The sequence below is a fragment of the Anaeropeptidivorans aminofermentans genome (assembly GCF_940670685.1).
Classification (GTDB): Bacteria; Bacillota; Clostridia; order Lachnospirales; family UBA5962; genus Anaeropeptidivorans; species Anaeropeptidivorans aminofermentans.
This window is the reverse complement of record NZ_OW711693.1, coordinates 1,179,859-1,192,579: the sequence shown is the minus strand read 5'-3', so window position 1 is coordinate 1,192,579 and position 12,721 is coordinate 1,179,859. Positions and strand designations below refer to the sequence as shown.

Below are 12,721 nucleotides of genomic sequence, written 5' to 3'. Positions count from 1 at the left end.
TAATGTAATTTAAAAAATCCAAGTTTTTTACAGTCAATCAATTTAAAAAGCCGTTTGACTGTACGGCGTGAAACATCAAGTTCAAAATAGCTCCAACTACATTAAACTATTTTGAACTTGACTTATTATAAAAATTACTTTTTCATGGCATTTTGATTATAAGGTATTAATGAAAATACAAAAGGAAGAACCTGCCATGTTACGGCCTTAATGTCGTTTTTTTCCATGGCTTCTTTCACTTTCGGCAAATCAAAGCCGTATATATAAGCTATTTCTTCCGCAGAATATATGTAAGGAGAATTGCATTCTATTTCCCTTTGATACATGAGGCATATTTCAGAGGAACCTTCCTCCATAATATGCAGAATTTCTTTTGCTTCAATAAAGTCATCTTCGGGGGCAGAGATTTTCATAATCTCTCTTTCCGAAATATCCAAAAGCTCAGATACCTTGCCTATGGATATAGTTTCATTACATTTTATTAAAATATCAATTTCTTTTAGCCGAATAGACAATACTTCGTTAAAATAGTCTAAAAACGTATATTCCATGCCAGAACCTGCCCTTTGAATAATAATTGAAATCTGTTATAATTATATATGAAATATCATTAAATTTCACTGGCAATTAATGCTATCGTACAGAGGGTGAAATCTTGAACGAACTTGAAAAATACTTTAAATACAGGCAGGACCTGATAGACCAGTATATTAAAGGCGATATGAATAAGCATGAATATTTGAATAAAAACCTTGATGCCGTTTTAAGCCTTAGAGAAAAGCCTTTTAAATATTTGGATTCTATAGAGAAATGCCTTTTTAATTACCAATATTTTAACGCCAAAGCCAAAAGTGCCAAAATGATAAGCCATACTTATTCCGACTATGAACATAAAAATCTTTATCTTGAAAAAGTAAAATATTATTATGACAAAAAGGACTTTGCCACCAGGAAAACTCTTGAGCTTTTAGATTTTAGAGGTATCGACGCTTATTTCATTAAAGTAAGAAGCTCGTACTTAAAGGGAAAACTTTTTGAAATCATTATGGAAGATTATGACATGATACTGCATTCTGCAAACGATTCAATCCTTAGTCTTTTACGGAGGGAACGGGTTTTTGACGAAAAAATTAGAATCTCAAAAATAGATCACTATATCAACGCCAAATATTAATAATTTTTTCCAGAATATATTGCCTTCTTAAGTTAATAATACTATTGAGGAGGTGAATATAATGAATATACCGAATATACCAAGTACAAACAGCAAAAATTCTGTACCTGAAGCTAGAGCCGCTCTTGATCAGTTCAAGTATGAGGTTGCAAACGAAATCGGTGTTCCTCTTAAGCAGGGATACAATGGAGATTTAACTTCAGCTCAAAACGGTTACGTTGGCGGATATATGGTTAAGAAGATGATTGATGCTCAGAAAAGACAGATGGCAGGAAAATAGTCTGGGCCTATTAGATTAATATATAAATATAATAAGTCCGGGTCTTTATATAAGGCATATTCCTTAAAATAACAAAATTATTTCTTATAAATAAATATTTTTAAGTATGACAAAATCCAATAATGTTCTTCAATTTCTTATTGGCCTTATGCCTTATTTAATTAAAGACCCTTAACTTATTAAAATTAACCATAATGAAGTCCCTCGATATGCTATACGCTGTCGGGGGACTTTTGCTGTTATATTTCTTTGTCTCCTTCTTCAAGGATTATAATTCTGCCTTCTTCATGGCGCTTTTCTAAAATATGCCTTGATTTTCTATTTTCAACCGTATCAAAAATAATTGAAAAATCATATCCTTCGGGATAAAGCTCAGAGGCAGGTATATTAAGCTTAATGCGTTTATGGTTTATAAGCTTTTTCTGGCCCTTTACCTGAACGCCTACATTTCCCTTATGATCAGATAAAGCATAGACGATGCCTATTTCCTTTTCAGGGTAAACAAATACGCTGTCACCTATGGTAAAGGACGGTAATGATAGATGTTCAGCAAACCTTTCTTCCTTTTTTCTGATAATCTTGGGTATATCTGCATTTTCAGGCTCATGGCAATCTTTGTCTTTAAAATCATGTTCTTTGCTGTTTTCTTTTCCATAAGCTTCTTCATAGGCTCGCTTCAGTATCCCGGAAGGCATACCCAGCCTTTCAGCGATATATAAAGCACAGCTTTCCCCTGCCAAGCCTATTTCAAGTCTGTAAAGAGGCATAAGGCTGTTTTTATCGAAAGCCATTCTGGCATTTACAATACCTTTCGTCTTTTCCGCATATTCCTTAACCTCCGGGTAATGGGTCGTCACAATAAAATTGCATTTTTTCCCGCATAAAGCATCTAAAACAGCTATGGCAATGCCCATGCCCTCAGCAGGGTCTGTTCCTGAACCCAGCTCGTCAATAAGCACTAAGGATTCCTCGTTAATTTCTTTTAAAATTGAAATAACCTTTTTCATATGAGACGAAAATGTAGATAAATTTTCCGTAATGCTTTGGCCATCCCCGATATCGCTCATAATGATATTATTCATGGCAAAACTGCTTTGACTGTCTGCCGGAACATGGAGTCCGCTTTGGGCCATCAGGGAAAGAAGCCCTACTGTTTTTAATGCGACGGTCTTCCCTCCTGTATTGGGTCCGGTAATAACCACGCCTTTTGTCTCCCCTTCAATTTGAAAATTTAAAGGGACCGCCTCTTCTTCATTAATTAAAGGGTGTCTTCCGTTTATTATGGATATCTTTCTTTCTGTATTTATATTCACGGAAGATGCATTCATGGAGATACTAAGCTTACCCTTAGCGAAAAGAAAATCCAATGTCTCTATTGTCTCCATATTAAGCTGAATGGCTTTTATATTATCGCTTATGATGCCGGTAATATAATACAATATCCGCCTTACCTCACTGTCTTCTTCTATTTGCAGCAGTGAAAGCTTCGACTGGTATTTTTCCATAGAAGAAGGTTCAATAAAACACGTACCGCCTTTATTGGATATTTCGATTACTGTACCGGAAACATAGTTTTTATATTCTCTTTTTACAGGAAGGGTATAATGCCCGTTTCTTATAACCACAAAGCTTTCGGAAAACCATGATTTGTTTTTTCTTAAAATCTCGTTAAGCTTTTCTTTCATCTGGTCTGAGGTAATATCTATCTGCCGCCTTATGCTGTCAAGCTTTGAAGATGCCTTATTGGAAACGGCCCCATTGGAAATGGATTTTTCAATTTCTTCTTCAAGAAAACGCAGCTCGTCTATATTGCCGCCATACCAGGCGATACTGCATTCGGTAGCCTCTGCAGACTTTAAATATTCCTTCATTCTTCTGCAGGATACAAGAAAGGATAGTACCTTTTCAATCTGCTCCGGCATTAGCATCGCCTCAATATTAATATAGTCTATTATTTTTTCAAGATCCGGCATAACAGGAAGGGGCGGTTTTCCCATCTGCTCTATAATGCTTCTTGTCTGGGTAGTTTCATCAAGAAAACGGAGAGCCTCTTCTTCCGCCAAAGACGGCCGAAGTTTAAGGCATTTTTCCTTTGCGCCTTCTGATAAAGCCTTTTCAGCTAATTTTTCAAGTATTATATCAAATTCAAGTGTTTTATAACTATTCATATTTAATCTCCTTACAAAATAGGTTCAATTTACTTTTGCTTCTCTACCAGTACTAATCTGGGTAAAATTTAAAATAAAGTACAGTAAATTAACAATGCCATCGTTTCAGTATCATTCAAGCATAAATACAAAAAATGCCCACAAGAACATACCTACACCTATAAAAGTGCAGAATGCTCCTGTGGGCAAATTAAATCTGCAGGAAAAACATGGAATAGTATAATAACATGCCTAAAAATAACTTAAAAAACTTAAGTATTTTTAAGGGTATCTTAATTGTTTGCAGAATAATTTATTATATAAAAAATACGCGGCAATAACACCTTACCACGCACCGATTATTTAAGGTATTGAAGCAGTCTGTTAGGTATGTTCTGTAAAAGTGTAATACAAAAAAAGCATTCTATGCCCTTACACTTTTTCAACTGCGCCAATTAAGCTTAACAGAGTAAAATTTGAAAAGTTTTACTTATATTAAATTAATCAGCGTCTATTTAGTTGATTTCCACCATTACAGACAGAACCGACATCAATACACACCCTTTAAGTTTTTTTAAAGTATAGCATTTTCATATAAAACTGTCAATTTGAATTCATCAAAGGCAGTCATTGCCAGTTAAAAAAAGCATCTCAATGAGATGCTAAAGGTATAATATGAACAAAATTATGCTCATGGTATAATAGCTCTAAAAGCCCAGACTTTAAGCTGCAAAGAGTGCTTTGCTCCTTTGTGGGTTAAATATTGGCGGCAGATAAAAACTCGCAAAAGCAGCCCTTGGCTGCTTTTGCGAAACCTGTTTTTAAGCCTTTTTACCAGGCTCTTTCGATATTATGTAATAGGCGACTCCTAAGAATACAACCCCGCCTACAATATTTCCCAAAGTAACAAAAAGTAAATTATGGAAAGCAAGGGCTGGCGTTACCGCAACACCGTTGGGGCTTATAAGAGCCGCCGTAAAAAGTGTCATGTTTGCAACGCTGTGCTCATATCCACTTGTTATAAATGCGAAAATACACCAGAAAATCATAATCAGCTTGCCGCTTTCAGTTTTCAGCTTATAAAAACACCATACGGCGGCGCAAACAAGGATGTTACAAAGGATTCCTCTGCAAAAAAGCTCAAGAGACCCATGGCTCATTTTGCTTAAAGCACCTTCCGCTAAGAATACGCCTACTTTTCCCGTAGCGTAGCCGCCTGAGCAGAAAATTACGGCAAGAAGGATAGAACCGGCAAAGTTTCCTAAATAGCATACAAACCATAAGTAAAGAGCGTCTTTAGTTTTTACCTTTTTTTCCAATACACCTGCTGTCATAGCCATGTTGTTTCCTGTAAAAAGCTCTGAGCCTGCCATAAGAACAAGGCTTAAAGCCACAGGAAATGATGCTCCCATTATTACCTTTGATATCCCCGCCCCATCGAGGTTTCCGCCAATGATATAAATGAAAAGCATCGCAAAACCAACATAAATACCTGCAAGCATAGATGATACAAAATAACCTGCAGGATTATTTTTTAAAAATACTACTTTTTTCTTAGCCGCTTCCGCCAGCGTAAGATAGTCTTCCCTATACAAAGATATTACCCCCCTATACTTAAGTGCTCTATTAATATTTTTAGTCCTATAAATATCAGTACAACCCCTCCTATTCTTTGAGTTTCTTTATGAAAAAAGCCGCCTATTTTGTTCCCTATGAACCCTCCTGCAAAGGAAAGCACAAAGGTTACAATGCCGATGGAAGCCGCAGAATCCCATATATTTACCTCAAGGAAGGCAAAACTTACTCCTACAGCCATGGCGTCTATACTTGTAGCAATAGACAGCATAATCATATTCTTAAAGTTCATTACAGCGTCAGATAGAACGTCGCATTCAAGCTCCTCTTCTTTAAATGTTTCATATATCATCTTTCCGCCGATTACGCCAAGAAGAATAAACGCTATCCAGTGGTCGAAGCTCCTTATGTAGCCTGCATATGAAAAAGCAAGAAAAAATCCTAATACGGCCATACTAAACTGAAAAAAACCAAAATACAAGCCGAACCTTAATCCATGATTTAGCTTGAAATCCCTAATGCACATACCGCTTGAAATAGAAACGGCAAATGCGTCCATTGCCAGGGCAATAGAAGTGAGCATGATTTCAAGTAAGCTCAATTTAAACACTCCCAAACCGTTTTTTATAAGTAAAAAAGAAAATTTTCCCAAAATCCCCCCATTTTAATTTCCTGTACGGTATTTAAGATTATCACAAGTTCATAATAAAATCAATATTTTTAGCACTTCGGCTTCTTGTTTAATTATTAAATACCCCAGTTACTTAAATGATACCACTCTGTTGACAAAATTCCAGGTTAAAATTAAATTTCTTCTACTATAAAATCACAAAAAAAATTTATAAGAATAGAATAAATAAACATTACTATGTTGGAGGAATAAAAATGGGATCAGGAACATTAAAGGTAGAAGCCCGCGCCGCACAAGGACTTCTGCCTATCGAAAATGCCAGAGTCACCGTATATACCACTGATGATGTTTTAGTATATGAAACTTTTTCCGATATGAATGGAAATACCGATATAATTGAGCTGCCTGCCCCTGACAGAGGCCTTTCCTTAATAAGTGGAACTGAAATCGAATATTCAACCTATGTAGTTTCTGTAATGAAACAAGCTTTCATAGAAACGGTCGTAAGAGGTGTTCAGATTTTTGACGGGCAAATGTCTATACTTCCTGTAAATATGATCCCTCAAGAAAGCGGCATAGAGGGACCATCAGGGCCTTTAATATTTGATATTGGGCCCCATATACTGGAAGGAAATCCCCGGGCACCGGGCACCGGTTCACCTAATCCACCCGGCACAAATATGCAAGGCTTTAAAACTTATAAAGCATTGCGGCAGTTTAAAAAATTAGAAACCAATGAACCCAATGCCAGAATGCTTAAAGAAGTCGTAATACCCGACTATGTCGTCGTCCATCTCGGTCCACCCGATGAGCCTGCAAGAAACATTCAGGTAAGCTTTTCAGACTATATAAAAAATGTAGCCTCTTCTGTCGTATATCCCACATGGCCGGAATCTGCCCTTGAAGCAAATATTTATGCGCAAATATCTTTCATTCTCAACAGGCTTTATAACGAATGGTATCCCTCCAGAGGGTATCCTTTTGACGTAACAAGCACAGAAGAATATGACCAGAAATTTGAAGAGGGCAGAAATATCTACGGAAACGTCAGCCTTATTGTAGACCGTATATTTAATCAATATATTAAAAGAGCCGGCAGAAAGGAACCTTTTTTAGCAACCTATTGCAATGGGGATTCGGAAGATTGCGACGGCATGTCTCTATGGGAAAGCCTGGATTTAGCAAAAAGAGGTTTTAACAGCTATCAAATATTAAGGTATTTTTATCCCCCTGATATCGGCATCGTGACCAGCGACCTTTTTGAAAGCTTCTATATTCTCTATCCCGGAACGCCCTTAAGGCTTGGAAGCCGAGGTGACGATGTTGAGTTGATTCAAAGGTACCTTAATGAAATCAGCATTAATTTCCCCTTTATACCGAAAATAGAAAATCCCAACGGTATATTTGACGAAACTACAGAAATGGCAGTAAGAACATTTCAGCAGATTTTTAGCCTTGATGTTGACGGCATCGTGGGCGTAGAAACATGGTATAATCTTACAAGAGTTTATGCCGCAATGAGAAACCTTTTTGCCCTTTCCGTCATAGGAAGCATGGCTGTAGGCGATACACCGCCTGATGTTACCTTAAGGCAGGGAGACACGGGAGACGATGTCAGAACATTGCAGTATATGATAGATTATCTTTCTTTTTTCATTCCCGAAGTTCTTTCTGTTGAACCGGACGGATTATTCGGCCCTAAAACCGCAGAAAGCGTAAGAAGCTTCCAAAGCTATACCGGCGTTCCCGCCGACGGAGTAGTAGGCCCGGAAACATGGCAGAGATTATATAACACTTACTGGCGTATCAAAGACACTATATCCCTATCTCCCTCAGAGCTGCCGTCCCCAGAGCTTACACCTTTCCCCGGATACCTTATGGGTTACGGTTCAAGAGGCGAGCATGTGGAATTTATTCAGGAACATTTAAATAGAATAGGAGACCGTTATAGAATCGTTCAAAAACTTAATGTTGACGGCATATTCGGCGACGCAACTGAAGCGGCAGTAGTAGCATTTCAAAAGCAGTTTGATCTTAATCCCGACGGAATTGTTGGCCCTATTACATGGAATAAAATGATAGAAATCTATGACGAAGTAACATCGGAAGAAAACGAAGTGCCCGAGGCTCTTTATATAAACGAAATAAAAAATGAAGAAAGGACGGAAGAAATAGAACTGCTTCAAAGGAAGCTCAATACCATCGCAAGCCATTATGTTTTCCATAAGCCCATTAAGGCAACAGGAATCTATAATCCCAGCACTTCAAAGCTTGTTGAAGCATTCCAGAAATTCAAATATCTTCCGCCCACAGGCATTGTAGATTCTGCAACAATATACTCTATTAATAATGAATATGAAAGCATTATAAACAGAAAGCAAATGGCAAATAAAATTGGTATTACCCTTTTAAGAAGGTATTTTATCAGATAGCATGAAAATTCAAAAATAATATGAATGAATATTTTTTATATTCCAGAAACTTTTAGGAGCCTTATGGCTCCTTTCTTATTTAAAAGAATAAAGAAATTCCTGTTGACATATAAATGTCTATATGATATTATCCTAAATATTAAAAGGCTGAGACAGAGAGAAAAATATAACTAGGCCGGATTCAGAGATTTTGCGGTTGGTGCGAGCAAAACCCGTATGTTATATATAAATACACTCTTGAGCCGATATGCTGAATATCTTTAGTAGGCATATACGGATGCCTCCGTTATTGGGCAAGGGTTTATATGACCTGTTTAATTAAGTGACGGTAATAATACCGTAATAAGGGTGGTACCGCGGAAGCTTTGCTTTCGTCCCTTGGGTAAATGGCCCAAGGACGAGAGCTTTTTTTATGCTTTTTTCCATAGGGCACAACTAATTCTATGGAGGTACATTATGAATAACACAGTATCATTTTTCTCGGGTGAAAACATTCCTCTCGAAATGCACAAAGTGAGGATGGTTCAAAAGCTTAATTTAATTTCCGTTGACGAAAGGCTTGAAGCAATCCAAGAAGCAGGAAACAATACTTTTCTTCTTAAAAACAAAGATGTTTTTCTTGATATGCTTACCGACAGCGGCGTCAATGCCATGAGTGACAAGCAATATGCTGCTATGATGGTTGCAGACGACAGCTATGCCGGAAGCGAAACATTTTACAGACTGGAAGAAGCCTTGAAAGAGGTTTTCGGGACGAAATTTTTCCTTCCCGCGCATCAGGGCAGAGCCTGTGAAAACATATTGGCCCAAGCCTTTGTAAAAGAGGATTCTACAGCTATTATGAATTTTCATTTTACGACAACAAAAGCCCATATTACCCGCTTAGGCGGCTCAGTAGAAGAAATACTGAAAGATGAAGGTCTTAATATAGACAGTGACTGCCCCTTTAAGGGCAATATAGACATGGATAAGCTTAAAAAGCTTCATTGCGAGCTTGGAAACGAAAAAATATCCTTTGTGCGTGTTGAAGCCGGAACAAATCTCATAGGCGGTCAGCCTGTGTCCTTATCCAATATGAAAGAGGTAACTGATTTCTGCAGAGAAAAGGGCCTTCTTTCAATCCTTGATGCAAGCCTTCTTGCCGATAATCTTTACTTTATAAAAACAAAAGACGAAAGCTGCAAAGATAAAACCTTAAAAGAAATTACAAGCGAAATCGGCCAGATGTTTGATATTATCTACTTTTCTGCAAGAAAACTCGGCTGTGCAAGAGGCGGCGGAATCGTTACAAATAATCAAAATCATTTCGACAGCTTAAAAACATTGGTTCCTTTATTTGAAGGCTTTCTTACCTATGGCGGCATGAGTATCCGTGAAATGGAAGCACTGGCAGTAGGGCTTATAGAAACCCTTGATATTGATGTAATAAGCCAGACCCCATTATTTGTTAATGCCTTATGCGAAGAACTTATGAAAAAGAACGTTCCTGTAGTAACGCCTGCCGGAGGCCTTGGCTGTCATATTGACGCTTCCCGCTTTGTAGACCATATCCCTCAGGAAGAATACCCTGCCGGCGCATTGGCCGCTGCCATCTACATTGCAAGCGGTGTCAGAGGAATGGAAAGAGGAACCATGTCTGAACAGAGAAATCCCGACGGAAGCGAGCAGCTTGCGAGCATGGAGCTTGTACGCCTTGCTCTCCCAAAAAGAGTTTTCACCCTTTCTCAGGTTAAATTTGTTGCAGACCGTGTATCCTGGCTTTTTGAAAACCGCCATTTAATAGGCGGCCTTGAATTTACCGAAGAACCTGAAACCTTAAGATTTTTCTTAGGAAAGCTTAAAGCAAAAACCGACTGGCAGGAAAAGCTTTGTGAAAAGTTTAAAAAAGATATGCCTTCCGGGCTGTAATTAGCTTTAATCAATGTAAAAATAGCAATGCTATAAATACCCCTTTATTTCTAATAAGAAATAAAGGGGTATTTTAATTGAAAATTTATTTTGTTTTATTTTTTAATCAAAGCTAAAGTTAACAAATTATCTGCCTCGTTTGAAGAAACTAATATCTGCCCCGTCTCGCTTTCATATCCGTCCTTAGATATGGTAATATCATATCTGCCAATATCCAAGTCTGTAAATACGACCATGCCTACAGCACTTGTAATTTTTTCCACAGTAGATGTTCCTACTTTAAGAACTACCTTTGCCCCAGGTAAAAAAACATACTCTCCATCTGTATCTACTTCTGTAACAAAAACGGTAAATATTGTTTTTTTATAATTTGATTCCCGAAGCGTTATCCTTATCTCCGTATCGTCATACCTTACATTAACTCTCTTTGTTTCTGTAGTATATCCGCTTTTTTCCACGGTTATATCGTAATAATCATTATATAAATCGCCAAAGTAAGCTCTGCCGGCGGAATTGGTTCTTTCCCAATCTTCTGAAGAATAGCCTTCTCTTTTTATGGTAACTCTTGCATCTTCAAGGTCGTCACCGTCTTCATCTTCCACATATACCGTAAGGTTGTAGTCGCCGTAACTTACGCTTCCTGAGCCTGTATCATAATCGTAATCATTATAAACCGTATCCGGCTTTACGGAAAAATAAGCATATTTAGCATATACATTGGCATATTTAATACGGCCTCGGCCTGAAAAGGAAGAATTTTGGCCATATATATCCACCGTATCCACGGTAGTTCCTGAATGAATGTCATAAGTTCCTCTTTCGGCAGTGTCTTCAATATTAAGGCTGGATATGGTTCCGGAGGTAAATATGAATTTTATTCTGGAAGCATAGATATCGATTTGATTAAAATCGCCTGAAAATTCAAATCTGGAATTATTTTTAACAGAGTCTTCTATCACAATATCTTCAAAGCCGTAATAAGATTTTTTAAGCTTTCCCTCGGAGATTTCGGCACCTGAATATAAATATACGGTTCCTGCGGTGGTCTCTCCTTCCGCCGATAATATTACGTCGGAATTACTTGACCGGACTAAAATGTCCGAAACGTCGCTGTCGCTTAAAACAAGCCTTGATTTCCCTTCTACATAAATGGTTCCGCTTACGGATACCTTATCAAGGGTAACTCTTCCCTTTGACGATGAAGAAATAAGTAAGTCTCCTGTGATTTCTGTGTTTCTTACGGTAGTTGAATTGGCGTCTATTCTTACGTTGCCGTTTATGTATTTGTCATCTCTGGAAGAGCCGTAGGATGAAGCGCTTATTACTACTTCAAAATCCTCAATATCCTGCCAGCCTTGGCTATTGCTTGAAGAAGAATTGCTTTGAGTATTTGTTCCTGTGTTGGGGGTAATTACCGTAAGGCCGCTGCTTATCTGCTGATTTTCCACAGGCTGAACGAAAGAGCCTATGTTCTGGTTTCTTCTCATCAGCCCATTATTTATCGATGTAACAGCCTCAGCCCTTGTCATGGTTCCTAAGGGGCGAAATGTCCCATCGGAATATCCCTGCATTATACCTGCGTTTGATATTGCCCCTATATAGGGCCTGCTCCACTGGCTAATGGCAGAATCCTTATATATATCAGCCCCCGGTTCATAGGGTACAAGGCCTACGGCCTTGCAAAGCATGACGGCGGCTTCTTCTCTTGTTATATAGCGGTCGGGCTGTATTGTACCGTCACTGTAGCCTGAAACGTATCCTGCAGCTACGGCTGTGCTTATGATATTGTAGTACCATGAACCGTATCTTACGTCAGAAAAATTAATAGGAGACGAATAGATAAAGCCGAAGGGCTTATTTACCATGGCAAAAAATTCTGCCCTTGTAACAAGATTATCCGGGCGAACACTTCCGTCTGCATAACCGGAAATATAGTCTTTAGACCTCCAGTCTCTCATTACAGCCTCGGCCCAGTGGCCATTAATGTCTGATATTTCACTAGCCTCAGCTTTATAGGAAAAAACGCTTACTGAAAGCAACAGGCAAGAAAACCACAAAAATAACTTTTTCATTTCTACCTCCCGTAATATACATAAAACTTAATATAGTAAATTACTCATAAAAAGCAGCAAAAACTTATTTACATAGATTCAAAAACATAAACTTCCTTTGTAACTGTACATTTTTGCGTCTTCATGCATCTATGGTTTTGTTACTCTTTACTGTTAAATTTACTATATCTGATACAGCCAATTAAGATTAAAAGATTAATTGACTGTATTAAGTAGGACGCCAAATTCAAAACAACTTAAAGTACCTTTGAACTGTTTTGAATTTGACTTACTATAAACATATCGGCTTATTTTTTATTTTATCTAAGGTTATAGGGCTACATAAATTAATTTACAGTAAATTTCTTATAGAGAAGCAACAAAAACTGATTCACTATAGACCCAAAGGCACGGATTTTATTTGAAAATATGATGAAATTGCCTTTATACCGTAATAGATAAGGAAGCTTTCAATATATAAAATCAAATAAAGGCAGTTTCACAAAATATGAATTATTGTATT

At 37.6% G+C, this 12,721-nt stretch carries 9 protein-coding genes and 1 other annotated feature; of the genes, 4 read left to right on the top strand and 5 right to left on the bottom strand.

Annotation, left to right across the window (positions count from 1 at the left end; translation table 11 throughout):
- Positions 1-134 precede the first annotated feature (134 nt).
- A complete protein-coding gene (locus tag NBX03_RS04890) occupies positions 135-551 on the bottom strand; it encodes a hypothetical protein (protein WP_250229631.1) in 417 nt (138 codons plus the stop codon).
- Between the two features lie 104 nt (positions 552-655).
- Between NBX03_RS04890 and NBX03_RS04885 the strand changes: the two genes are divergently transcribed.
- Both NBX03_RS04885 and NBX03_RS04880 read left to right on the top strand, forming a co-directional pair.
- Positions 656-1,174, top strand: coding sequence for a DUF6648 family protein (locus tag NBX03_RS04885; RefSeq protein ID WP_250229630.1), 519 nt, complete (start codon positions 656-658; stop codon positions 1,172-1,174).
- A gap of 61 nt (positions 1,175-1,235) precedes the next feature.
- Positions 1,236-1,454: an alpha/beta-type small acid-soluble spore protein gene (locus NBX03_RS04880; protein WP_250229629.1), complete on the top strand. Its 219-nt coding sequence runs from the start codon at positions 1,236-1,238 to the stop codon at positions 1,452-1,454.
- A 239-nt stretch (positions 1,455-1,693) separates the two neighbouring features.
- Here the strand turns inward: NBX03_RS04880 and NBX03_RS04875 are convergent, their stop codons facing one another.
- The 3 genes from NBX03_RS04875 to NBX03_RS04865 form a co-directional block, all read right to left on the bottom strand.
- Positions 1,694-3,622: an endonuclease MutS2 gene (locus NBX03_RS04875; protein ID WP_250229628.1), complete on the bottom strand. Its 1,929-nt coding sequence runs from the start codon at positions 3,620-3,622 to the stop codon at positions 1,694-1,696.
- 800 nt (positions 3,623-4,422) lie between these two features.
- A complete protein-coding gene (locus NBX03_RS04870) occupies positions 4,423-5,196 on the bottom strand; it encodes a formate/nitrite transporter family protein (protein WP_250229627.1) in 774 nt (257 codons plus the stop codon).
- A 5-nt stretch (positions 5,197-5,201) separates the two neighbouring features.
- A complete protein-coding gene (locus tag NBX03_RS04865; RefSeq protein ID WP_250229626.1) occupies positions 5,202-5,777 on the bottom strand; it encodes a manganese efflux pump MntP in 576 nt (191 codons plus the stop codon).
- 284 nt (positions 5,778-6,061) lie between these two features.
- On the opposite strand from NBX03_RS04865, the gene NBX03_RS04860 reads away from it, so the two are divergent.
- Together NBX03_RS04860 and NBX03_RS04855 are read left to right on the top strand one after the other, a co-directional pair.
- Positions 6,062-8,239, top strand: coding sequence for a peptidoglycan-binding domain-containing protein (locus tag NBX03_RS04860; protein ID WP_250229625.1), 2,178 nt, complete (start codon positions 6,062-6,064; stop codon positions 8,237-8,239).
- A gap of 140 nt (positions 8,240-8,379) precedes the next feature.
- Positions 8,380-8,621, top strand: a binding site (T-box leader).
- A gap of 74 nt (positions 8,622-8,695) precedes the next feature.
- The gene (locus NBX03_RS04855) at positions 8,696-10,147 is read left to right on the top strand and encodes a tryptophanase (protein WP_250229624.1); all 1,452 of its coding nucleotides are present in this window, start codon (positions 8,696-8,698) and stop codon (positions 10,145-10,147) included.
- 95 nt (positions 10,148-10,242) lie between these two features.
- On the opposite strand, the gene NBX03_RS04850 is transcribed toward NBX03_RS04855, so the two are convergent.
- A complete protein-coding gene (locus tag NBX03_RS04850; RefSeq protein ID WP_250229623.1) occupies positions 10,243-12,219 on the bottom strand; it encodes an S-layer homology domain-containing protein in 1,977 nt (658 codons plus the stop codon).
- Positions 12,220-12,721: the final 502 nt, after the last annotated feature.

Bases quoted from the DNA above. Each gene is read 5' to 3' on its own strand.
- NBX03_RS04890 (WP_250229631.1), bottom strand. From the start codon at position 551: ATGGAATATACGTTTTTAGACTATTTTAACGAAGTATTGTCTATTCGG.
- NBX03_RS04880 (WP_250229629.1), top strand. From the start codon at position 1,236: ATGAATATACCGAATATACCAAGTACAAACAGCAAAAATTCTGTACCT.
- NBX03_RS04875 (WP_250229628.1), bottom strand. From the start codon at position 3,622: ATGAATAGTTATAAAACACTTGAATTTGATATAATACTTGAAAAATTA.
- NBX03_RS04860 (WP_250229625.1), top strand. From the start codon at position 6,062: ATGGGATCAGGAACATTAAAGGTAGAAGCCCGCGCCGCACAAGGACTT.
- NBX03_RS04855 (WP_250229624.1), top strand. From the start codon at position 8,696: ATGAATAACACAGTATCATTTTTCTCGGGTGAAAACATTCCTCTCGAA.
- NBX03_RS04850 (WP_250229623.1), bottom strand. From the start codon at position 12,219: ATGAAAAAGTTATTTTTGTGGTTTTCTTGCCTGTTGCTTTCAGTAAGC.